We start from the raw sequence: 21,586 nt of genomic DNA on the forward strand, positions 1-21,586 counted from the left end.
CTGTCAACTGCCTTTTTCACCGCTTCCGACCTTGACGATCGAAACCTTTCCGAACCTTCTGAAACGGCCAACTCATTGATTAACAAGGAGTTTATCGTTTCGGCTGCGCCGGAAGTGGGGCGAATTATAGACACTACAGATCTGCCGTCAACCCCCAATTCGAAAAACCGTCATAACTCCGCGTCCAAGCGTTCTTCTCTATAAGAAGAACGACTACACCACACCTGCAGCGTGAAGCTGGTGATAGGTAAGGGCGTCCATGTTCAGCAGCTGCTGCAGTACTTCCTTGGTGTGTTCGCCCAGCAGAGGCGGCGCATGTCGGTACTCCACAGGGCTGGCACTGAGCCGCAGGGGACTGGCAACCGTAGGCACGGTGCCAGCCAGCGGATGCTGCATATGGATCGCAAGCTCCCTGGCCACTACCTGAGGGTCGGCGAATACCTGGGACAGGTCATTTATAGGCCCACAGGGCACACCGGCCACTTCGAGCTCGGCCACCCACTGCTCGGTGGTCTTGAACACCGTTGCCTGCCGGATTAGGGGGATCAGCTGCTTGCGGTTGGCGACTCTCTGCTGATTTGACGCGAATCGGGGATCGCTTGCCCATTCCGGATGACCCGCCACCCGCGCGAACTTGGCGAATTGGCTATCGTTGCCCACGGTCAGGATGAAGTCGCCATCGGCCGTGGGGAAATCCTGGTAAGGCACGATGTTCGGATGGGCATTGCCCAGACGCTCAGGCGCCACCCCTGTCGTGAGGTAGTTCATCGCTTGGTTGGCCAGGCAGGCTACTTGCACATCCAGCAGGGCCATGTCGATCTGTTGTCCACCGCCGCCCTTGTCGCGATGCGCCAGCGCGGCCAGCATGGCAACGGTTGAATAAAGGCCGGTGAGGATATCGGTCAGGGCCACGCCCACCTTGGCAGGCCCGGCTCCGGGTTCGCCGTCCGCCTTGCCGGTGAGGCTCATCAGGCCACCCATGCCTTGCACCATGAAGTCATAACCGGGGCGCGCTGCATAGGGGCCGGTCTGGCCAAAACCGGTGATGGAGCAGTAGATCAGTTGCGGGTTCACAGCGCTGAGTGATGCGTAGTCCAGGCCGTAGGCGGCGAGTCCGCCTACTTTGAAGTTTTCGATCAGAATGTCGGAGCCTGCAGCAAGGTCACGTACCAACTGCTGACCTTCGGGTCGGGTGAAGTCGATGGTGACCGAGCGCTTGTTGCGGTTGGCCGACAGGTAATAGGCGGCTTCACCCGTACTGTTGCCAGCGTGGTCGGCAAGGAACGGTGGCCCCCAGGCTCGGGTGTCATCACCCCGGCCTGGGCGCTCGACCTTGATGACCTCGGCGCCGAGGTCGGCCAGGATTTGCCCGGCCCATGGCCCGGCGAGTACCCGCGACAGGTCGAGAACACGAAGATGCGAAAGGGCGCCCATGACGACCTCCTATCAATAGAAGGCTTGCAGGCCGGTTTGCGCCCGGCCCAGGATCAGGGCATGTACGTCGTGAGTACCCTCGTAGGTATTGACCACTTCCAGATTGACCAGATGACGGGCGACGCCGAATTCATCGGATATACCGTTGCCGCCCAGCATATCCCTGGCCATGCGCGCGATATCCAGGGATTTGCCACAGGAGTTGCGCTTCATGATCGAGGTGATCTCCACCGCCGCCGTGCCTTCATCCTTCATGCGGCCCAAACGCAGGCAGCCTTGCAGGGCCAGAGTGATTTCGGTCTGCATGTCAGCCAGCTTTTTCTGGATGAGTTGGTTGGCTGCCAGTGGCCGACCGAATTGCTGGCGATCCAGGGTGTACTGCCTGGCGGTGTGCCAGCAGAACTCTGCAGCACCGAGCGCCCCCCACGAGATGCCATAGCGTGCCGAATTGAGGCACGTGAAGGGCCCCTTGAGACCACGTACATCGGGAAACATGTTTTCTTCCGGCACGAATACGTTGTCCATGACGATCTCGCCGGTGATGGACGCGCGCAGCCCGACCTTGCCGTGGATCGCAGGTGCACTGAGCCCGGCCCAGGCTTTTTCCAGAATGAAGCCGCGGATGTCTCCCGCATCGTCCTTGGCCCACACCACGAATACGTCGGCAATCGGACTGTTGGTGATCCACATCTTGCTACCGCTCATGCGGTAGCCGCCTTCGACCTTGCGCGCTCGCGTGACCATCGCCCCTGGATCCGAGCCATGGTCGGGCTCGGTCAGGCCGAAGCAGCCGATCCACTCACCGCTGGCCAATTTGGGAAGGTATTTCTGCTTTTGCGCCTGGGTACCGAATTCATTGATCGGCACCATGACCAACGACGACTGCACGCTCATCATCGAGCGATAGCCAGAGTCCACCCGCTCGACCTCACGGGCAATAAGGCCGTAGCACACATAGTTCAGGCCACTGCCGCCGAACTCTTCGGGGATGGTCGCACCGAGCAGACCCATCTCGCCCATCTCGCGAAAGATGGCAGGGTCGGTGGTTTCGTGGCGAAAGGCCTCCAGCACTCGCGGCATCAGCTTGCCTTGAGCGTATTGCTCGGCAGAGTCGCGCACCATGCGCTCTTCCTGCGTCAGTTGTTGGTCCAGCAGCAGTGGGTCGATCCAGTTGAAGCTTGCCATGTGCGCGTCCTCGGAAAAGCTGTATAGCCCGAGGGTAGGTGCTCATGCGCTGGTGAGCAAAGGAGTATTACGCATGAGCTTGTGATAATTTCTCACTTCAAGAACCTGCGCCAGGCAACATAGCCGGCAGTGATGTGAGGAACAGTTACATGCGTAGACGAATTCCCAGTACGGCGGCACTGATCTGTTTCGAAGCGGCGGCACGCCATGAGAGCTTTACCAAGGCGTCCCTGGAACTGTTCCTGACTCAGGGCGCGGTGTGTCGACAGATTGCCAACCTCGAGGAGTTTCTCGACGTGCGCCTGTTCCGGCGTTCGAAGCGTGGCGTGAAGCTAACCGAGGCTGGGCTGTCCTACAGCCGCCGGGTGGCCGCGCAGCTCGATGCTGTCGAGCGCGAGACACTGGCGGTGATGGGGCAGCAAGGTGCCAGCACCTTGGAGTTGGCGGTGGTGCCGACCTTCGGTACGCAGTGGCTGTTGCCACGCCTGAAGGACTTCCAGCGGCATCATCCGCAGATCACGGTCAACCTGACCAACCGAACTCGACCCTTTCTGTTCGCCGATACCGACTTCGATGCGGCGATCTACTTCGGTGATGGTGATTGGTCGGGGACGCAGACCAGCAGGCTGATGGAAGAGCATCCTGTCCCGGTATGCAGCCCGGCGCTGCTGCAGGGGCAACCAGCGCTGGCGCCAACACGCATTGCCGAGCTTGCGCTGTTGCAGCAAAGCACACGCCCCTATGCATGGCGGCAATGGTTTGCCAGCCTTGAGCTGAACGTGTCCCGCGACCTCAGTGGGCCGCGCTATGAACTATTCTCCATGCTGGCCCAGGCGGCGGTACATGAGATGGGGCTGGCGCTCATTCCTCCGTTCCTGATCCAGCGCGAGTTGCGCGAGGGCAGCCTGGTCATTGCCAACGCCCACGAATTGCGCAGTAGCAAGGCCTACTACCTTGCCGTGCCAGAAAGGCATCGCGAGCTGGCGGCGCTGCGGACCTTTCGCGACTGGTTGATGCAGCAGTCAGAGGATTATCGCCAACCCCTGCCACATGGACTGGAAATCGGTAGTGGCGAACGGTAGCAACCTACAGATGTACGTTTCTGGCGCGTTATTGAAAGCTTTGATAAACCGCGGTATTTCCGCTACAGCCGTTGAACTGCCTGCATCTGGCAGGTTTTTGACACGCTATCGCCCGCAGCCGATAAATATTTCGCAAAATATTTCGAGAAGCCCAGCCTCGCCTGCAACGCCCGTACTAGAAGGGCGGAAGCAGGAATGCTGTGACATTCGGTCACAGCATGACTTGTAGTGCCCAGAGTGTATCGCTCCATAACCTGTTGAAGCCGCTCGTCGGGGCCTGCAAAATGCCGCGGCCCGCCGCTCTCAGGCGGTATCGCGCTGATGGCGCTCTGGCACGATGGCCATAGCCAGGGCTTGGGTACGACCAGGAAAAAGATCCAGCAGGAGATATAACGTGCACATTGGTGTTCCTCTCGAAACGCAGCAGGGCGAAACACGTGTAGCCGCTACCCCGGAAACCATCAAGAAGCTGGTCGCTCAAGGCCATGCGGTGACGGTCGAACGTGGTGCGGGGGTTCTCGCCAGCGTGACCGACGATGCCTACCAGGCCGCTGGCGCGACCATTGGCAGTGCTGCCCAGGCATTTGCCACGCAACTGGTGCTCAAGGTCAATGCGCCCAGTGACGCAGAGCTGCAGCAGATGGCTGCCGGTACGGTGCTGCTGGGCATGCTCAACCCGTTCAACAACGAAGTGATCGCCAAGATGGCCGCGCGAGGCATCAGCGCCTTTGCCCTCGAGGCGGCTCCGCGCACTTCACGCGCACAAAGCCTGGACGTACTGTCTTCGCAAGCCAACATTGCCGGGTACAAATCGGTGTTGCTGGCCGCGCACCACTATCCGCGCTTCATGCCGATGCTGATGACTGCCGCCGGTACCGTCAAAGCTGCTCGCGTGCTGATTCTGGGTGCTGGCGTGGCGGGCTTGCAGGCCATCGCCACCGCCAAGCGCCTGGGCGCGGTGATCGAGGCCTCCGACGTGCGCCCGGCAGTCAAGGAGCAGATCGAATCGCTGGGCGCGAAGTTTCTCGATGTGCCGTACGAAACCGACGAAGAACGTGAATGTGCCGTCGGTACCGGCGGCTATGCCCGCCCCATGCCCGCCAGCTGGATGCAGCGTCAGGCGCAAGCGGTTCACGAGCGCGCCAAGCAGGCTGACATCGTCATCACTACCGCGCTGATTCCCGGGCGCAAAGCACCCACGCTGCTTGGCGCCGAGACGGTGGCGCAGATGAAGCCAGGCTCGGTGGTCATCGACCTGGCGGCGCTGCAGGGCGGCAACTGCCCGCTGACCGTGGCCGATCAGATCGTGGTGCACAACGGCGTGACCATCGTGGGCCCGACCAACCTTCCGGCGCAGGTGGGTGCCGATGCGTCGGCCTTGTATGCACGCAACCTGCTGGACTTCATGAAGCTGCTGTTCGACAAGGACGGGCAGTTCACCATCAACCTGGAAGACGACATCGTCGCCGCATGCTTGATGTGCCGCGATGGCCAGATCGTGCGCAAGAACGGCTGAGGACAATAACAATGGAAGACATGCTGATTTCCCACGGTATCTACAACCTGATCATTTTCGTGCTGGCCATCTATGTTGGCTACCACGTGGTCTGGAACGTGACACCCGCGCTGCATACTCCGCTGATGGCCGTGACCAATGCCATTTCGGCCATCGTCATCGTCGGCGCCATGCTCGCCGCAGCGCTCACCGTGACGCCACTGGGCAAGACCATGGGTACGCTGGCCGTTGCGCTGGCAGCGGTGAACGTATTCGGGGGGTTCCTGGTAACCCGGCGGATGCTGGAGATGTTCAAGAAGAAAGCACCGAAAGTGAAGGATGAGGCATCCAAACAATGAGCATGAACCTGGTTACGCTTCTTTATCTGGTGGCATCGGTCTGCTTCATCCAGGCGCTCAAAGGCTTGTCCCATCCGACCACGTCCCGGCGCGGCAATCTGTTCGGCATGCTCGGCATGACGCTGGCGGTGCTCACCACCGTCGGTCTGATCTACAAGCTGGGCGCAGAACTGGCCACCGCCGGGATTGGCTACGTGCTGGTCGGGTTGCTGGTTGGCGGTACTGCCGGGTCGATCATGGCCAAGCGCGTGGAAATGACCAAAATGCCGGAACTGGTGGCGTTCATGCACAGCATGATCGGGCTGGCAGCGGTGTTCATTGCCATTGCCGCCGTGGTCGAGCCGCAATCCCTGGGCATCGTCGCGCAGCTGGGCGATCCGATCCCGACCGGCAATCGCCTGGAGCTGTTCCTCGGCGCGGCAATCGGCGCCATCACTTTTTCCGGTTCGGTGATCGCCTTCGGCAAGCTGTCCGGAAAATACAAGTTCCGCCTGTTCCAGGGTGCCCCCGTGCAGTTCTCCGGGCAGCACAAGCTGAACCTGCTGATGGGTCTGGGCACCTTGCTGTGTGGCGTGATCTTCATGTTCACCGGCAGCTATGCCGCTTTCGGCCTGATGCTGGCACTGGCGTTCGTGCTGGGCGTGCTCTTGATCATCCCGATCGGCGGCGCGGACATGCCGGTGGTGGTGTCGATGCTCAACAGCTATTCGGGCTGGGCGGCGGCGGGCATCGGCTTCTCGCTCAACAACTCGATGCTGATCATCGCCGGATCGCTGGTGGGCTCCAGCGGCGCAATTCTTTCCTACATCATGTGCAAGGCCATGAACCGTTCGTTCTTCAATGTCATCGGCGGAGGCTTTGGTGCCGTTGCAGACGCAGGTCCGGCTGGCGCCAAGGAAGCGCGGCCGGTGAGATCGGGCTCGGCGGATGACGCCACGTTCCTGCTGACCAACGCCGACACCGTGATCATCGTGCCGGGTTACGGCCTGGCAGTGGCCCGCGCGCAACATGCGCTGAAAGAGCTGACGGAAAAACTGACCCACGCGGGAGTGACCGTCAAATATGCGATCCACCCGGTGGCTGGGCGCATGCCGGGGCACATGAACGTGCTGCTGGCCGAGGCCGAGGTGCCTTACGACCAGGTTTTCGAGATGGACGACATCAATTCCGAATTCGGTCAGGCAGACGTGGTACTGGTGCTGGGTGCCAACGACGTGGTCAATCCTGCCGCCAAGAACGATCCGAAGTCGCCCATCGCCGGCATGCCGATCCTGGAGGCGTTCAAGGCCAAGACCATCATCGTCAACAAGCGCTCGATGGCCAGTGGCTACGCGGGACTGGACAATGAGTTGTTCTACTTGGACAAGACCATGATGGTGTTCGGTGATGCGAAGAAGGTCATCGAGGACATGGTAAAGGCCGTGGAATAGCATTCCGAGCCCATGCACCTGATGGGCTGCCGTACTGAAAAACCCCGCCCCATGGCGGGGTTTTTCTTTAGGGAGGGAGAACAGATGGCAGAGCTGAACGAGCACTGCGGACCCGTAGGCGCTCGGCACTGCAATGGCGCACCGATCTACGTGAAATCAGTACCGGGTTGCACACCCACGCATACAGTTGCAGGCTGCAGCGACTGAGCTTTTGTGCAACGTGATCAGAGATCGCAGCGAATAAATTTAACTGTACTACTGTACTGGTAAAGAAATGAGAATCGAGGCACCCCAGAGCACTGGATTGACGATAAATGCATTAAATTGGTGCAGGCCCATACAGTTGCCTCATTCGAGAGCAAGACAGTTTGGTTTCACAGCTAACTGACTGCACACAATACAGGTGAACTGTGCCTACTGTTATGGACGGCGAGCGTGGAAAATGGGTACCAGATAAACCACTACTCAGCCCCGCCACAAGCGGAAGGATGTACATCATGGAACGTACCCTCAGTTCCGACCTGTTCCAGGCCAACACCCAAACCGCGCAAACTTCGGCTCCTCTGCGCTTCTTCGCCAACCTGATGCTCTGGCAGCGCCGTATCGCCAGCCGTCATCAACTGGCTCGTCTGGACGCTCGTCTGCTGGCCGATGCCGGTATCAGCGAAGCCCAGCGTTGCGAAGAGTTGAGCAAGCCGTTCTGGCGTTGATGCAACGCCCCGCTGGTAACAGAGCCTGAAGGCCGAACCAGCACCGAATTCAAGAAACCCGTCGCGGTCTACGCTGACGGGTTTTTTTTCGCCTGCGTGAAACAGGACAAGTACAGTTTTTGGTTATTAATTTATAACCATAACAGTTGAGTCATTGCGCTGCCGGTGTGGTCGGAGTGCTGGCGCCCGAGGCTTCCAGGCGCTCTAATAAGCTTTATTGCGCTCAAACCTCGTTCAGACCTGGAGATTCATCATGATCCGTAATCATTTGCTCAGTGCCGCCGTACTGTTGGCTCTGGCCAGTGGCGCACAGGCTTCAAGCTTCGTTGTCACCACCGATGCGCTGGTGCGTGGGGTCAACGCGTCGACCAACGCCACGTCGGACCTGTCTTCCTCGCTGCGTGACGACAAGATCGTCCGTGAAGCGCGCGATGACGCTGCAAGCTTCGTGGCCAGCCAAGGCGACATCCGCGGCGTGAAGCTGGAAAGTGCCTTTGCCCATATCCGCAAGGTTGCACCTCAGATGCAAGCCAGCGACACCCAACTTGCCCAGGCAATCCTTGCCATCTGATACGTTGCAGCGCGTGCTGCTCCAGATGAAAGAACCGGCAGGCTACCGGCTGCCGGACATCGGAGGTGGCTCTTGCGCAGGCGTTGGGCTAGCCTTGCCGTCCCAATTGCTCGACACCTGAAGCCCGATGCGTTATTTGCCATTCTTGCTTGCCCTCTGGGCGTCGTCGGCTGCGGCCTTCGATGTGAGCCTGCAGTCGTCGGTAATCACCTTGTATGTGACCAGCCAAGTCACCACGGCACCGTTCGATCGCAAGTTGATTCTGTCTGCCCGGGACGATGCTGCCTGCTTCGTCGCCAGCGGCGGCCAATGCCGCGGCGCACGGCTCGAAGCGGCCATGGCCGTCATTCGCCAGGCGCACCCTCGAATGGCTGCCGGCGACCTTGAACTGGCGCAGGCGATACTCGTCCAATAAACACCTCGTATTACGGAGAAGCTCCATGCGTACCCCGCTGATTGCCGCTACCCTCGGCCTGTTCCTGCTGGCCGATGTGGCCCAGGCCCAAACTGTCGTGGCCACCAGTAATATCATCGTCCGTGCATTTGGCCGGTCGATCGATTTCACTTCCGACACCACGACCTCGATCCGCGACGCCAAGGTGGTCCTGGAAGCGCGGGACGACGCGGCCAGCTATGTGGCCAGCCAGGGCAACATCCGTGGCGCGCAGCTGGAGGCCGCCTTCAATGCGCTGCGTGAGCGCGTTCCACAGGCGCGCACCGCCAGTGACCAGGACCTTGCCGAAGCCATTCTCGCACTGTGAGGCGATTGGCCCGCTGGCTGCTGACAGCAGGCCTTCTGCTGACGGCTGCGCAGGCTTCTGCCAGCCTGCAGCTGGTGCTTGACCGCAGCGGGCTGGATGCCCGGCAGGCCGATGCCAGCCAGGCACTGCTCGACGATGCGATGGCCGCATTGCCACCACAGTTCGTCGCGCAGCTGGACCGGCGTATCGACGTCAGCTGGTCATCGCGCATGCCCGACAATGCCTATGGCCAAGCGTCTCTGGTATCCAGCCTGGAATTGAACCTCAATCAATTGCAGGGGCTGGCCGACGGCTCTTCCGCTCAGCGGCAGACCAACCGTCCTCATGGCACAGTGCGCGAAGAGCTGTTGGCCACCGTGCTGCACGAACTCACGCATATCTATGATCGGGCGCGCCTGTGGACACCTGCGGACCGTGCACTGATCAACCGCTGCAACCGTCAGAATGCCAGCCTTGGCAAGATTGGCTTGCCCGATGAGTGCCGTGGCCAGGGTATGCGGCGCTTTACCCTGAGCGACGACCCGCGCCTGCTGGACCTGGCCGGTTGGCAGCAATACGTCGGACGCCGGGGCGAGCGCGAAGAGCAGAACCGTCAGATCGTACGCAGTCCCGACATCTACGAAGTCAGCAGTCCGAAGGAATTCGTCGCGGTCAACATGGAGTACTTTCTCCTCGACCCGGCTTATGCCTGCCGTCGGCCGGCATTGTTCGACTACTTCAAGGCGCGTTTCAACTGGGCGCCGGCGCGCCAGCAAAGCTGCGCCGAAGGCCTGCCTTACCTGAATGCCGGCAGCGACTTCGGCAAGACACCCTTGGGCAAGATCGATCCGCAACGTGTCTACGCGGTGGACTACCTGCTTGCCGAAGCCAATCAGAACCTCGCCAGCCGTTGGGGGCACAGCATGCTGCGCCTGGTCATCTGTGCCCCGGGACGTCCGCGGGGGCCGGACTGCCGACTGGATCTGGAGCAGCACCTGGTGCTGTCGTACCGGGCATTCGTCAATGATGTGCAGCTGTCCACATGGGGCGGTCTGATGGGGCAATACCCGTCGCGACTGTTCGTGTTGCCGCTGTCCCAGGTGATCGACGAGTACACCAAGACCGAGTTGCGCAGCCTGGCGTCGGTGCCGCTCAAGCTGGACCGCGCCGAGATCGAGTCGCTGGTGCGGCATGCCGCGGAAATGCATTGGAGCTACGACGGCAGCTATTACTTCCTGTCCAACAATTGTGCAGTGGAGAACCTCAAGCTGCTGCGTAGCGGTACCCATGATCCGAGGCTCCAGGGCATCGACAGTATCTTGCCCAACGGTTTGCTCGAGGTGCTGGAAGGGCGCGGGCTGGCCGATGGCAGTGTGCTCGATGATCCGCGTGAAGCATTGCGGCTGGGGTATCGGTTCGATTCCTATCGCGATCGTTACCAGGCCATGTTCGAGGTGCTGCGCAAGCATCTGCCCATCCCGCAGCAGACCGTCGAGGATTGGTTGGCGCAGACCGCTCAGCAGCGACGGCCCTGGTTTGCCCAGGCTGACCTGCGCACCAGTGCTGCGCTGTTGCTGCTGGAGCAGGCCAGTTACCGGCGCCAGTTGCTGTTGGCGCAGGATGAGGTGAAGCAACGCTATCTGGGCGCCCGCGAGTTGGGGGATGGCAGCGTGGCCAACGCCAATCAGATGCTGCAGGAAATACTGGCCAATAGCGGTTTTCTCAGCCGACCGGCGGAACTGCTCGACAACGGTGGCTACGGGTTGCCGCAGACGGCGGAGTGGCAGCGGCTGGAATCGGAAAGCAGTCAGCGCCAGCAACGGTTGCAGCGCTTGAGTACCGACTTGGACAAGGAGGTGAGGGCGCTGCTGACCCCTGAGCGGGCTGCGGAGATTGCGGCCAGTGAAGCGAATCTGAAGCAGGTGGGGGAACACCTGCGCGAGTTGCACAAGGCGGCGGGTGGGTTGGTATTGCCTTGAGATCGAGGGGGCGCCATTCGCGGGCAGAGCTCGCTCCCACAGGGGACGGTGTCGTTTTGAGGAGCAGGGCATGAGCATTCGCGAGCAGCGCCCGCTCCCACAAGGACAATTGTATCGTTTTGAATGGCGAAAGGTTGTTGAAAGCTTGCCGACATAGGATCGACTCACCCCCGGCGTAAGACCGGCCGGCCAGATGGCAGCACTCAGGTGCGCTTTCGGCCTCTTGAACAACAACAATGGTGAAACCGATGTCCCTGATTATCCCAAACCGCAGTGCCACCCTTCCCATACTCCCGGCTCGTGCCATTCCTCGCTGAACCTTCCGTTCTTCGTCCTTAGCCGCGCTGTGCCTGGAGTATTCCCATGCTGACATTCCTTGGCTTTGCCATGGTCATCACGTTCATGTTCCTGATCATGACCAAGCGCCTTTCTGCGCTGATCGCCTTGATCATCGTGCCTATCCTGTTCGCTCTGTTCGGTGGTTTCGCACCGGAAATCGGCCCGATGATGCTTGCGGGCATCACCAAGCTTGCGCCGACCGGCGTGATGCTGATGTTCGCCATCCTGTATTTCGCCCTGATGATCGATTCGGGGTTGTTCGACCCGGCAGTGCGCAAGATCCTCAAGCTGGTCAAGGGCGACCCGCTGAAAGTGTCGGTCGGCACGGCCGTACTGGCGTTGATCGTTTCGCTGGACGGTGACGGCGCGACCACCTACATGATCTGCGTTGCCGCCATGCTGCCGCTGTACCAGCGCATCGGCATGAGCCCAAGGATCATGGCCGGTTTGATCATTCTGGCAGGCGGGGTCATGAATATGACGCCGTGGGGTGGTCCGACCGCGCGCGCTGCTAGTGCCCTGCATGTCGACCCTTCGGACATCTTCGTGCCGATGATCCCGGCCATGGCGGTCGGTGTGGTCGCCATCCTGGTGATTGCCTACATGTACGGCAAGCGCGAGCGCGTTCGTCTGGGCGAGCTGCACCTGCCTGGCGACGAGATCGACCACAGCGAAATCAGCGTGTCGCAGTTCCCTGACGCACGCCGGCCCAAGCTGATCTGGTTCAACGGCGGCTTGACCCTGCTGCTGATGATCACCCTGATCATGGGCCTGCTGCCTCTGCCGGTGCTGTTCATGGTCGCGTTCAGTATTGCCATGATCGTCAACTACCCGTGCCTGGAAGCACAGAAGGAACGTGTCGCGGCCCACGCCGGCAGCGTTCTGGCCGTGGTCGGATTGATCTTCGCCGCCGGTATCTTCACCGGCATCCTGACCGGCACCGGCATGGTCGATGCCATGTCCAAGAGCCTGCTGGCCGTGATTCCGGATGCCATGGGCCCGTACCTGGCCGTGATCACCGCGCTGGTCAGCATGCCGTTCACCTTCTTCATGTCCAACGATGCCTTCTACTACGGCGTATTGCCGGTACTGGCCGAAGCCGCGGCGCACTACGGCATCTCGCCGGTGGAAATGGCCCGTGCCTCGATCGTCGGACAACCCGTACACCTGCTCAGCCCGCTGGTACCCTCTACCTACCTGCTGGTTGCACTGGCCGGTATCGAGTTCGGTGACCACCAGCGCTTCACCCTCAAGTGGGCAGTACTGGTTTGCCTGTGCATAATGTTCGCCGCGCTGGCAATGGGGATCTTTCCTCTGTTCAGCAGTCTATAAATTCTATTCGCGAGCCAGGCCGGACGCCGTCGCGCCGCTACCCCATGGTAGCGGCGCTTTAGCATCCGGCCTTGCGCCGCCCTGACATTCAACACGAAGGACTTCACATGGAATGGTTCACCAACCCGGAAATCTGGGTTGCTTTCTTGACCCTGACGGCACTTGAAATCGTGCTGGGCATCGACAACATCATCATGATCTCGATTCTGGTGAGCCGCATGCCCAAGCACATGCAGGCACGCACACGGATTTTCGGCCTGGCGCTGGCCATGGTCACGCGCATTCTGCTGCTGCTTTCGATCACCTGGGTCATGCGCCTGACCGCCGACCTGTTCGTAGTGTTCGGCCAGGGTATCTCCGGACGTGACCTGATTCTGTTCTTCGGTGGTCTGTTCCTGTTGTGGAAAAGCTCGCAAGAGATCTACCACGGCATGGAAGGCGAAGAAGAGGGCGGTGACGAGGTTGCAGGCAAGGGTGGCAACTTCATCTACACCATTATCCAGATCGCCATCATCGACATCGTGTTCTCGCTGGACTCGGTCATCACCGCGGTGGGCATGGTGTCCCATGTACCGGTCATGGTCGCTGCCATCGTCGTTGCGGTATTGGTGATGATGGTCGCTTCGGGCACCATCAGTCGCTTCATCGACCAGCATCCATCGCTGAAGATGCTGGCGTTGTCGTTCCTGTTGGTGGTCGGTACCGTACTGATCGCCGAAGCGTTCGACGTGCATGTACCCAAGGGCTACGTCTATTTCGCCATGGCGTTCTCGTTGGCTGTGGAAGCCGTGAACATCAAGATGCGTACTGCCATGGCCCGCAAGCGTCGCGAGTCCCAGGAAGAGTCCTGAGCCTGGAAAGCCGCGCGTTGCACTGGCAGCGTGCGGTAGTGGCCAGCAATGTGCTATGAACGACTGACCGGCCAGGGGGTCTGTTCCATTGACTTGGTCGATTTCAATGGAAGGGATTCATGCACGAGCGGGTGAAAAGCGCTCCCGGCACACAGCATCGTCTGCTGTGCCTGTGGCTCCTGGCGGCGACGCTGTTGTGCGCCGGCCGTGAAGCCGTGGCGCTGGACCGCTTCCAGGTCGAAGGGTATCTGTTGCCCAACGGCCTGCAACTGCTGCTCAAACCTGGCGACGAGCGTGCCCACGTGTCGATTCGCCTGGTGGTTGGCGTTGGTTTCGACGACTTCTCCTGCACTGATCAAGAACTGCCCCACCTGCTCGAGCATCTTCTGTTCAGCGGTATCGACGAGCACGGCGAAGGCGGTCTCGAAGAACGCATGCAGGCGCTGGGCGGCGAATGGAATGCGTTCACCAGCAGTGCCGACACCACCTTCGTCATCGAAGCGCCAGCGCACAACCAGCGCAAGGTACTCGACCTGCTGCTGGCTGCCGTCACTCGGACCACCATCGACGAAAAAGCCCTGGCCAGCGCCAAGCGCATCATCGAGCACGAAGACGGCGGCCATCATTCCCACCTGCAGCGCTTGCTCGACAAGCCCGCTCGGGACAGCGATGCCAGCAGTCAGTTGGCTATCGAGTTGGGCCTCAAGTGTCCGCAACCCGCCGAAGTCGCCGACCTCACGCTGGCGCAGGTACGTGATGTCCGGCAAAACTGGTATGCACCGAACAACATGAGCCTGATCGTGGTAGGGGGCTTGGATAAGCTGCTGCCGGCCTATCTGGAGCGTACCTGGGGTGCGCTGGATGCGGTGGAACCCAGCGACCATCAGGACCTGCGTTCGGTCACCCATGCGGCCGAGCCGCAGGCTGAACTGACCCGCGGTTGGCTGGGCGAGGACGCCAAGCTTCATCTGTACTTCGTCGAACCGGTGCTTGAAACCGCGCATCCCGCTACCCTGGACCTGCTGCAGATGTATCTGGAATGGGAGCTTTACCGCGAACTGCGGCTTGCCCACGGCCTGTCGTACGGACCCTGGGTGGCCCGCGAGTCGTACGGCGACAGCGGCCTGCTGAGCCTGAACGCCGATGTGGATCGAGCCGATATCGGTCAGACCGGCCTGGTCATGGGGCAGATGATCGCGCGTCTGCGCGACAACGGTGTGGACGCGGAGACCTTCAAGCGCCTGAAGAATCTTGCGATCGCCCGGCAAGCCTGGGCGGCGCAAGGCAACGTGGCGCTGGCCGACTACTATTGGGGAGCACTGGCCGACTATACCGACGGCCGCTTCGCCAGCCCGGCGCGGCAGTTGGCTCAGGTCACCGTCGAGGACGCCAACACTGCCTTGCGTCAGATGGTAGGGACGCAGGGGTATATCCGTGTCGAAAAACCCCTGCTCAGCTATGACGAGCTCTATCGGATCGCCTGGGCGGTGTTGATCGGCATGGCAGCATTGCTGGTGGGGCTGATCGTCTGGCGGCGCGCGAAACGACGTTGATCGCTGCCGAGGCGGTATCCTGAATACCGTTTCATTGTCTATTTTCTATGGAAGACCATGCCGTACTTCGTTCAGCGCCTCATCGACCTTATCAAACGCTACCCGGGTGTGATCGCACTGGGCGGCTTCCTGTCCGGCATCGGCAGCTTCGTGCTGGTCGATCGCCAGGCCGGCCTGGCCAGCTGGATCGCAGTGGTGATGCTGCTGACCTGGATCTGGTTGATGCTGGAGAACACCTTCACCCAGTTGTTCACCCGCTTGTTCAAGCGTGAGATACCCACGCCGGTGCTGCGCTACGCGACCCAGATGATCCACCAGGAAAGCCTGTTCTTCGTTCTGCCTTTCTTCTATATCACCACCACCTGGAACAGCGGCCAGCTGGTGTTTACCGGCCTGCTGACGCTGGCCGGGCTGGTGTCGATCATCGACCCGCTGTACTACAAGTGGGTCGCGCCCCGGCGCTGGCTGTTCATGGCGCTGCACACTTTCACACTGTTCGCGGCGTTGCTCACGGCGCTGCCGATCATCCTGCACCTGACCACCGATGAAAGTTTCAAGCTGGCGCTGGCCACCGCCATGCTGCTGGCCTTTCCGAGCCTGGCCGTCAGTTTCCCGATCAACCATTGGCGTCGCGGCGTGGCGCTGGTCTTGGCGACCTTGATGATCGGCGGTGCTGGATGGCTGCTGCGCTCCTGGGTGCCGCCGGCCACGCTATGGCTGACCGAGGTGGCGGTGACCACCGAGCTGGACAACCGCAGCCGCACCCATGGCGACAGCCTGGATACGGTCAGCGCGGCACAGTTGCGCAGCAGCGGGCTGTACGCCTACACCGCCATCAATGCTCCACGAGGCTTGGACGAGCGTATCTATCATGTGTGGCAGCAGAACGGCACCGAGGTCGATCGCATCGCCCTGGACATCCACGGCGGGCGCAAGGAGGGCTATCGCGCCTGGAGCCACAAGCAGAATTTCCCCGGCAACGTCGCGGGGAAATGGCAGGTGCGGGTGTTGACCGAGGATGGTCAGATCGTCGGCGTGCTGCGCTTCACGGTGACCGACGACGCGGTTCAGGCCGCCGTGGCACCGAAGAACCAGTAGCAGACCACGATGGCGGCGATGACTCCGGCCAGGTCCGCCAGCAGTGCACAGCCGACCGCATGACGCGCACGCTGGATGCCCACGGCACCGAAGTACACGGCCAGCACATAGAACGTGGTCTCGGTGCTACCCTGAATGGTCGCCGCAACCAGGGCCGGAAAGCTGTCCACGCCATGGGACTGCATGGTCTCGATCAGCATCGCGCGCGCGGCACTGCCGGAAAACGGCTTGACCAGCGCGGTCGGCAGGGCGTCGACGAACCGGGTGTCCATGCCCAGCCATTCGACCAGGTGACGAATACCGTCCAGACCCAGCTCCAGGGCGCCCGAAGCGCGCAGCACACCTACCGCGCAGAGCATGGCGACCAGATACGGCAGCAGGCTCTTGGCAACGTCGAAACCTTCCTTGGCGCCTTCCACGAAGGCCTCGTAGACCTGAACCTTGCGCAGCGCGCCGATGACCAGAAACAGGATGATCAGGCCAAACAGCGTGAGGTTGCCCAGGATCGAGGACAGCCCCGCCAGGGCTGTAGCCGAGAGGGTGCCCAGGAACGCCATGAACACGCCAAGCAGCAGCGCACCGGGAATCAGATAGGCCAGCACCACTGGATCCCACAGCCGCAGACGTTGCATCACGGCCACTGCCAGCAGCCCGGCGAGGGTACTGGCCGAGGTGGCCAGGAGAATCGGCAGGAACACCAGGGTCGGGTCGAGGGCGCCTTGCTGGGCGCGGTACATGAAGATCGATACCGGCAGCAGGGTCAGCGACGAGGCGTTGAGTACCAGAAACAGGATCTGCGCGTTGCTGGCGGTGGTCGCACTGGGGTTGAGTTCCTGTAGCGAGCGCATGGCCTTGAGGCCGATCGGGGTTGCGGCGTTGTCCAGGCCCAGGCCGTTGGCAGCGAAGTTCATGGTGATCAGCCCCAGTGCCGGATGGCCGCGTGGCACCTCGGGCATCAGTCGGCTGAACAGCGGCCCCAGGACCTTGGCCAGCCAATCGACGATACCGGCCTTCTCGGCAATCTTCAGGAAGCCCAGCCACAAGGTGAGGGTGCCGAACAGCAGGACCATTACTTCTACCGACAGCTTGGCCATGGCGAACAGGCTTTCGACCATGGCCGCGAAGATGCCAGCGTTGCCCCCTACCAGCCATTGGCCGAAGGCCGAAATCGCGGCGATCAGAAAGAAGCTGAGCCACAGGCCGTTCAGCATGGGTATTCCCTCGTTCGAAGATGCGCGGATGATAGCCCAAAGCGAGGTTGGATTCTGCCCCGCAGGGCAGCGTGGTGTGTCAGGGTTTTCGCGTGAGGCCGGACGTGGCTTGCACCGCTGCTACAGGGTACGAGCCGCGTCGCCGGGTAGGCTGCGGATGCAGGTATCATCGCGGCGCGCCGCCGCGGGCAGAGCCCGCTCCCACAGAGCCGCGTCAGGGGGCGACGCGGTCTTTGCTGCGCCAGTGCGGCAGGGAGTTCCAGTAGCGCTCGCCCTTGGCATCGTCGTACATGCCTTCCCAACGCGAGATCACCAGCACGGCCAAGGCATTGCCGATGACGTTGAGCGCGGTACGGGCCATGTCCATGATGCGGTCGACGCCGGCTATGAAGGCCAGGCCTTCAAGCGGAATGCCTACGCTGCCCAGGGTCGCCAGCAAGACCACGAACGACACGCCCGGCACGCCTGCAATGCCTTTGGAAGTGACCATCAGGGTCAGTACCAGCATCAGTTGTTGCCCGATCGACAGGTCAATGCCATACAGCTGGGCAATGAACAGCGCCGCGATGCTTTGATAGAGGGTAGAGCCGTCGAGGTTGAACGAGTAGCCGGTGGGCACCACGAAGCTGCTGATGGCCTTCGGTGCGCCATACGCTTCCATCTTCTCGATCACGCGCGGCAGGACGGTTTCCGAACTGGCCGTGGAATACGCCAGTACCAGCTCGTCCTTGAAGATGCGGAACAGCTTGAAGACCGAGAAGCCGAACAGGCGCGCGATGACACCGAGCACGACGATGGCGAAGAACAGGATCGCCGCATACACCAGCACCACCAGTTTGGCCAAGGGCAGCAGTGAAGCGAAGCCAAAGTTGGCCACCGTGACGGCAATCAGCGCGAAAACCCCGATTGGGGCGTAGTTCATGATCATGTGAGTGACCTTGAACATGCTTTCCGATACGCCCTGAAAGACTTTGACCAGAGGCTCCCGGGTTTCACCTGGCAGACTCGACAGGCCCAGGCCGAACAGTACCGAGAAGAAGATGATCGGCAGCATGTCGCCGCGAACGATCGACGCAAAGATGTTGGACGGAATCAGGTTGAGCAGGGTGGCAACGAACGCATGGTCATGCTGCACCTCAGCCGTGGTTTTCTGATACTGCGAGATATCCACGGTGCCCAAGGTACTCATGTCGATACCCAGTCCAGGCTGGAACAAGTTGGCAAGGCCCAGGCCAACCAGAATGGCAATGGTGGTCACCACTTCGAAATAGAGGATGGTCTTTACGCCAATGCGGCCGAGCTTTTTCGCATCGCCCACGCCGGCAATGCCGACGATCAGAGAAGAGATCACGATGGGGATCACGATCATCTTGATCAGGCGGATGAAGATGTCGCCTGCGGGCTGCAGGATATTGCCGATCCACCAGGCCTTCTCGGCACTGAAGTGGTTGAGCACTGCACCCAGTGCGATGCCCAGTACCAAGCCGATGAGTATTTGCCAGGCGAGGCTCAGTTTTGCCTTCTTCATGTCGTTACCCTTTTTCCAAGTCAACTCGTGATGCCTGTTCGCAAGCCGAACGGTCATCCGTAGAGGTTTCTTCACGCCGTGGTGAAACGCTTTGGCGAACGAAAAAAGGCGCAACTATTCCGATGCACTGCGGCAGCGTCTAATGCCGGATGCGACTACCCTATGCAAACTCGGCATAACGCGATTGAGTGATCTACTGCCTTTGATATGTGCGTTCGGATAGACGACTGGCCATGCCGAAGCAATTGGCAGGTTTGCCGAAAAGGGGGTGCAGAAAAACCAACGACGTTCGCGAAACCGAACGCGGGGAATTTTCTGCTGGAAAAAGATGAAACAAGATGGAAGGCAGCTCGACGCTGCAAAGATAGGCTCTGCGCAAGCCGGGCACGTAATGATCGTACACCGCTTGCGCAGCAGCTGTTGCCTGACCCGGCCCGGTTCGGAGGTCCTCCCTGTACCCCTAGGTCACTCCGAACCGACTGCATTCAGAACAACCCGACCCCATGGTCATGACCGCCACCTTCTGAGTGCCGGCCATTCGGACCAGGATGACCCGGTCCAATCTGTAGATCTTTGACGCACTGCCGTGATGGCGCAAACCATCACGGCATCACAGGAAGTCAGTACCAGTCAGGGTCTTTCTTCAACTGCTCCATGAGCATCTGCTGCATGCCCTCGTCGGGCTTGCCGAGAAAGCGATAGGTCGCGTGACGCGTCGGCGACTTATCGGCAGGCAAGCCGGCAGGTACCTGGACATACAATGCGTAGGCATCTTCCTTGTCCATGCTGAAGGCTACGAGCAGTCGCCCGCTTTTGCAGCTCTCAGCGGTTTCACACAGCGGCCCCACCAGGTAATTGTCGCCGTCCTCAGGGACTGCAGACATCTGCTGGGGCGAAACGCCTGACAGATTGATGATCCAGTCCGGAACACGTTCCTCGGACTTGATCACCGACTGCCAGGTATCGCGGTACTCGGTGCTCGAACCCAGTAGCTCGCTGACGCGAGCCTGACCGTCATTGGCGGCCATTGCCATGCTGCTGCCGACCAGCGACAGCGCCATGCCTATACCCTTGAGGGTCATGCTGGTCATGGTCAGCCTCGACCGCGACGGCCAAAGATGAACGAGACGACGAACAGCACCAGGAATACTACGAACAGGATCTTGGCGATGCCTGCTGCGGTGCCGGCGATACCACCGAAGCCCAGGACGGCGGCGATGATGGCGATGATCAGGAATGTGACTGCCCAACTCAGCATGGTGTATCTCCTTTACGATTTGTCGTGTTTTATCGGTTGATCAGATGCGTTGCCAGTACCTCAGAACACCCAACTGCGAATGTGTTCAACCGGCTCGTTCGCTTGTACGCGTTCAATGTTTCCAGATTGCTGACGCCCGACCCAATGCGCACTGGCTGGATTGAGGTGCGCGGTGTCGACCAGACGCTCCTGAGGTGGCAAAAGAAGTTCCTGCTGCTGGGCAGATGCCCAGCCTGCATACAGCTGCACCGCCAGCAGGGTCACCAGCGTCGCCAGAACCAGAAACAATGCTTGGCGCATCGATTGGGACAGGGCGGACGCTTGAGCTGCTTGAGGACGGTTCATCCGGAAACTCCTTGCACTGGGATAACGACTGAATACGTGTTCTTGAAACAAGTATTGCAGCCTGCATGCCAACCTCTTATCTCCGATTAAACTCTTTAAAATCAGTAGGTTGCATTAATAGACGTTCAATACTCAATAGCAACCTGCACGATAACGCGCCTGGGCTCGGGCGATTTGCACGATCACAGTATTGGCTTGGACACTTTCAACAGATCGGCATCCACGCCACGGACACCGCGGATGTTGCGTGCCACCTCGACCGCCAGGGTTTTCTGCTCGGAACTGGCGACGTCACCTTTGAGCGCTACCATGCCCGTGCGCGTCTCGACATCGATGCTCAGCCCGTCCAGATCGCGATTGAGCAAAAGGCTCGCCTTGATCTTGCTGGTCACCCAAGTATCGCTCAAGGCTTCTTCGGTCTTCTTGGCCTTGGTCTCGGCCCGCGTCGTCGCCGTATCCGCTGCACCCAGGCTGATCAGGTTGTTCACCTGATAGACGCCATCGGTATTGGTCGCCAGGCTGCCAGCCAGTTGCTTGGCATCGGCAGTCTGCGCCTGGCCCTTGAGCGTCACGACACCGTCGCTGGTGGTGACGACGATATCCAGTGCCTGGGTACTGGTGTTCCACAGCAACTTGGACTTGACGATTGCCGTGAGCGTGGCGTCTTCCAGATGCTGGGCGAATTGCTGACGCTGATTGACGTGCTCAACCAGTTCCGGATTGAGGGTCAGGCGGTTATCGACCTTGTCGATGCCTTGGGTATTGAGGGCTACCTGCTCGGCAAGCTCGCGGTCGACCTGGTCTTCCACAGCGCCGGTCAACGTAGCGGTGCCCTCACGGACCTGCACGCCGAACTCGAAGCCGTTGAGCTGTCGATTCAAAGCCAGCGCCGTCCAGATGGAGCCCTCCTGGCGTGCTGCCTGCAGCCTGCTCTCGAGGCTGGATGATTCACCATCGTGTTTCTCGAGATTGGCAGGGGTGGCTGCCGAGACCAATGTCGACAGGCCTACCAGACCTGCGATGACGCTTGCCAACGTGAGTCGCTTGATACCGCGCATTCCTACTCTCCTCCCATTGAAGACGATC

General features: G+C 60.5%; 22 protein-coding genes. 14 read left to right on the top strand and 8 right to left on the bottom strand.

Annotated elements, in window-relative coordinates; all coding sequences use genetic code 11:
- Positions 1-204, top strand: a 204-nt coding sequence (locus IFT76_RS20750) for a hypothetical protein (protein WP_206758358.1), incomplete at its 5' end; no start/stop codon positions are given.
- Between the two features lie 9 nt (positions 205-213).
- On the opposite strand, the gene IFT76_RS15590 is transcribed toward IFT76_RS20750, so the two are convergent.
- Both IFT76_RS15590 and IFT76_RS15595 read right to left on the bottom strand, forming a co-directional pair.
- A complete protein-coding gene (locus tag IFT76_RS15590; RefSeq protein ID WP_192059192.1) occupies positions 214-1,434 on the bottom strand; it encodes a CaiB/BaiF CoA transferase family protein in 1,221 nt (406 codons plus the stop codon).
- Between the two features lie 12 nt (positions 1,435-1,446).
- A complete protein-coding gene (locus tag IFT76_RS15595; protein ID WP_185794571.1) occupies positions 1,447-2,619 on the bottom strand; it encodes an acyl-CoA dehydrogenase in 1,173 nt (390 codons plus the stop codon).
- A 149-nt stretch (positions 2,620-2,768) separates the two neighbouring features.
- Here IFT76_RS15595 and IFT76_RS15600 point away from each other — a divergent pair, with 149 nt between their 5' ends.
- From IFT76_RS15600 to IFT76_RS15660, 13 genes are all read left to right on the top strand, one after another.
- On the top strand, positions 2,769-3,701 hold the full coding sequence (locus IFT76_RS15600; RefSeq protein ID WP_192059194.1) for a LysR family transcriptional regulator: 933 nt from the start codon (positions 2,769-2,771) through the stop codon (positions 3,699-3,701).
- Positions 3,702-4,095: 394 nt separating this feature from the next.
- Positions 4,096-5,217 carry a Re/Si-specific NAD(P)(+) transhydrogenase subunit alpha gene (locus IFT76_RS15605; RefSeq protein WP_122480118.1) on the top strand — a complete coding sequence of 374 codons (1,122 nt, stop codon included), beginning with the start codon at positions 4,096-4,098 and terminating at the stop codon, positions 5,215-5,217.
- An 11-nt stretch (positions 5,218-5,228) separates the two neighbouring features.
- Positions 5,229-5,555 (top strand): NAD(P) transhydrogenase subunit alpha, encoded by a 327-nt coding sequence (locus IFT76_RS15610; protein ID WP_043191874.1) that lies wholly within the window; start codon positions 5,229-5,231, stop codon positions 5,553-5,555.
- The gene (locus IFT76_RS15615; protein ID WP_122480117.1) at positions 5,552-6,985 is read left to right on the top strand and encodes an NAD(P)(+) transhydrogenase (Re/Si-specific) subunit beta; all 1,434 of its coding nucleotides are present in this window, start codon (positions 5,552-5,554) and stop codon (positions 6,983-6,985) included. Before IFT76_RS15610 ends, IFT76_RS15615 begins: the two co-directional genes overlap by 4 nt.
- Positions 6,986-7,482: 497 nt before the next feature.
- Positions 7,483-7,695 (top strand): DUF1127 domain-containing protein, encoded by a 213-nt coding sequence (locus IFT76_RS15620; RefSeq protein ID WP_122714881.1) that lies wholly within the window; start codon positions 7,483-7,485, stop codon positions 7,693-7,695.
- 253 nt (positions 7,696-7,948) lie between these two features.
- Positions 7,949-8,266 carry a DUF2388 domain-containing protein gene (locus IFT76_RS15625; protein ID WP_192059195.1) on the top strand — a complete coding sequence of 106 codons (318 nt, stop codon included), beginning with the start codon at positions 7,949-7,951 and terminating at the stop codon, positions 8,264-8,266.
- A gap of 127 nt (positions 8,267-8,393) precedes the next feature.
- Positions 8,394-8,681, top strand: coding sequence for a DUF2388 domain-containing protein (locus tag IFT76_RS15630; RefSeq protein ID WP_185794574.1), 288 nt, complete (start codon positions 8,394-8,396; stop codon positions 8,679-8,681).
- Positions 8,682-8,706: 25 nt separating this feature from the next.
- Positions 8,707-9,027 (top strand): DUF2388 domain-containing protein, encoded by a 321-nt coding sequence (locus tag IFT76_RS15635; protein WP_122480114.1) that lies wholly within the window; start codon positions 8,707-8,709, stop codon positions 9,025-9,027.
- Positions 9,024-10,985: a DUF7844 domain-containing protein gene (locus IFT76_RS15640; RefSeq protein ID WP_342214294.1), complete on the top strand. Its 1,962-nt coding sequence runs from the start codon at positions 9,024-9,026 to the stop codon at positions 10,983-10,985. Before IFT76_RS15635 ends, IFT76_RS15640 begins: the two co-directional genes overlap by 4 nt.
- A gap of 363 nt (positions 10,986-11,348) precedes the next feature.
- Entirely contained in the window at positions 11,349-12,656 is a 1,308-nt protein-coding gene (locus tag IFT76_RS15645; RefSeq protein WP_122480113.1) for a CitMHS family transporter, read from the top strand.
- 107 nt (positions 12,657-12,763) lie between these two features.
- Positions 12,764-13,507: a TerC family protein gene (locus tag IFT76_RS15650; RefSeq protein ID WP_122480112.1), complete on the top strand. Its 744-nt coding sequence runs from the start codon at positions 12,764-12,766 to the stop codon at positions 13,505-13,507.
- A 119-nt stretch (positions 13,508-13,626) separates the two neighbouring features.
- Complete coding sequence (locus IFT76_RS15655; RefSeq protein WP_192059197.1) at positions 13,627-15,060, top strand: M16 family metallopeptidase; 1,434 nt, start codon at positions 13,627-13,629, stop codon at positions 15,058-15,060.
- A 57-nt stretch (positions 15,061-15,117) separates the two neighbouring features.
- Positions 15,118-16,158, top strand: coding sequence for a DUF5924 family protein (locus IFT76_RS15660; RefSeq protein WP_185794576.1), 1,041 nt, complete (start codon positions 15,118-15,120; stop codon positions 16,156-16,158).
- Here IFT76_RS15660 and IFT76_RS15665 read toward each other — a convergent pair.
- The 6 genes from IFT76_RS15665 to IFT76_RS15690 all read right to left on the bottom strand — a co-directional run bounded on the left by IFT76_RS15665 (position 16,128) and on the right by IFT76_RS15690 (position 21,558).
- The gene (locus IFT76_RS15665; protein ID WP_192059199.1) at positions 16,128-17,369 is read right to left on the bottom strand and encodes a nucleoside recognition domain-containing protein; all 1,242 of its coding nucleotides are present in this window, start codon (positions 17,367-17,369) and stop codon (positions 16,128-16,130) included. The genes IFT76_RS15660 and IFT76_RS15665 overlap by 31 nt on opposite strands.
- 214 nt (positions 17,370-17,583) lie before the next feature.
- Positions 17,584-18,897 (bottom strand): glutamate/aspartate:proton symporter GltP, encoded by a 1,314-nt coding sequence (gltP, locus tag IFT76_RS15670; protein ID WP_122480108.1) that lies wholly within the window; start codon positions 18,895-18,897, stop codon positions 17,584-17,586.
- Between the two features lie 620 nt (positions 18,898-19,517).
- A complete protein-coding gene (locus IFT76_RS15675) occupies positions 19,518-19,988 on the bottom strand; it encodes an inhibitor of vertebrate lysozyme family protein (RefSeq protein WP_192059201.1) in 471 nt (156 codons plus the stop codon).
- 2 nt (positions 19,989-19,990) lie between these two features.
- Positions 19,991-20,155, bottom strand: a complete 165-nt coding sequence (locus tag IFT76_RS15680) for a DUF1328 domain-containing protein (RefSeq protein WP_043191899.1) — start codon at positions 20,153-20,155, stop codon at positions 19,991-19,993.
- Positions 20,156-20,215: 60 nt separating this feature from the next.
- On the bottom strand, positions 20,216-20,500 hold the full coding sequence (locus tag IFT76_RS15685; RefSeq protein ID WP_192059204.1) for a hypothetical protein: 285 nt from the start codon (positions 20,498-20,500) through the stop codon (positions 20,216-20,218).
- A gap of 182 nt (positions 20,501-20,682) precedes the next feature.
- Positions 20,683-21,558 carry a BON domain-containing protein gene (locus tag IFT76_RS15690; protein WP_192059206.1) on the bottom strand — a complete coding sequence of 292 codons (876 nt, stop codon included), beginning with the start codon at positions 21,556-21,558 and terminating at the stop codon, positions 20,683-20,685.
- Positions 21,559-21,586 lie beyond the last annotated feature (28 nt).

Origin of the sequence: Pseudomonas sp. CFBP 13727, assembly GCF_014841915.1 — a bacterium.
Taxonomy (GTDB): Bacteria; Pseudomonadota; Gammaproteobacteria; order Pseudomonadales; family Pseudomonadaceae; genus Aquipseudomonas; species Aquipseudomonas baltica.

Bases quoted from the DNA above. Each gene is read 5' to 3' on its own strand.
- IFT76_RS15610 (WP_043191874.1), top strand. From the start codon at position 5,229: ATGGAAGACATGCTGATTTCCCACGGTATCTACAACCTGATCATTTTC.
- gltP (WP_122480108.1), bottom strand. From the start codon at position 18,897: ATGAAGAAGGCAAAACTGAGCCTCGCCTGGCAAATACTCATCGGCTTG.
- IFT76_RS15595 (WP_185794571.1), bottom strand. From the start codon at position 2,619: ATGGCAAGCTTCAACTGGATCGACCCACTGCTGCTGGACCAACAACTG.
- IFT76_RS15620 (WP_122714881.1), top strand. From the start codon at position 7,483: ATGGAACGTACCCTCAGTTCCGACCTGTTCCAGGCCAACACCCAAACC.
- IFT76_RS15630 (WP_185794574.1), top strand. From the start codon at position 8,394: ATGCGTTATTTGCCATTCTTGCTTGCCCTCTGGGCGTCGTCGGCTGCG.
- IFT76_RS15690 (WP_192059206.1), bottom strand. From the start codon at position 21,558: ATGCGCGGTATCAAGCGACTCACGTTGGCAAGCGTCATCGCAGGTCTG.
- IFT76_RS15685 (WP_192059204.1), bottom strand. From the start codon at position 20,500: ATGAACCGTCCTCAAGCAGCTCAAGCGTCCGCCCTGTCCCAATCGATG.
- IFT76_RS15665 (WP_192059199.1), bottom strand. From the start codon at position 17,369: ATGCTGAACGGCCTGTGGCTCAGCTTCTTTCTGATCGCCGCGATTTCG.
- IFT76_RS15600 (WP_192059194.1), top strand. From the start codon at position 2,769: ATGCGTAGACGAATTCCCAGTACGGCGGCACTGATCTGTTTCGAAGCG.
- IFT76_RS15590 (WP_192059192.1), bottom strand. From the start codon at position 1,434: ATGGGCGCCCTTTCGCATCTTCGTGTTCTCGACCTGTCGCGGGTACTC.
- IFT76_RS15615 (WP_122480117.1), top strand. From the start codon at position 5,552: ATGAGCATGAACCTGGTTACGCTTCTTTATCTGGTGGCATCGGTCTGC.
- IFT76_RS15650 (WP_122480112.1), top strand. From the start codon at position 12,764: ATGGAATGGTTCACCAACCCGGAAATCTGGGTTGCTTTCTTGACCCTG.
- IFT76_RS15655 (WP_192059197.1), top strand. From the start codon at position 13,627: ATGCACGAGCGGGTGAAAAGCGCTCCCGGCACACAGCATCGTCTGCTG.
- IFT76_RS15660 (WP_185794576.1), top strand. From the start codon at position 15,118: ATGCCGTACTTCGTTCAGCGCCTCATCGACCTTATCAAACGCTACCCG.
- IFT76_RS15675 (WP_192059201.1), bottom strand. From the start codon at position 19,988: ATGACCAGCATGACCCTCAAGGGTATAGGCATGGCGCTGTCGCTGGTC.
- IFT76_RS15645 (WP_122480113.1), top strand. From the start codon at position 11,349: ATGCTGACATTCCTTGGCTTTGCCATGGTCATCACGTTCATGTTCCTG.
- IFT76_RS15625 (WP_192059195.1), top strand. From the start codon at position 7,949: ATGATCCGTAATCATTTGCTCAGTGCCGCCGTACTGTTGGCTCTGGCC.
- IFT76_RS15680 (WP_043191899.1), bottom strand. From the start codon at position 20,155: ATGCTGAGTTGGGCAGTCACATTCCTGATCATCGCCATCATCGCCGCC.
- IFT76_RS15635 (WP_122480114.1), top strand. From the start codon at position 8,707: ATGCGTACCCCGCTGATTGCCGCTACCCTCGGCCTGTTCCTGCTGGCC.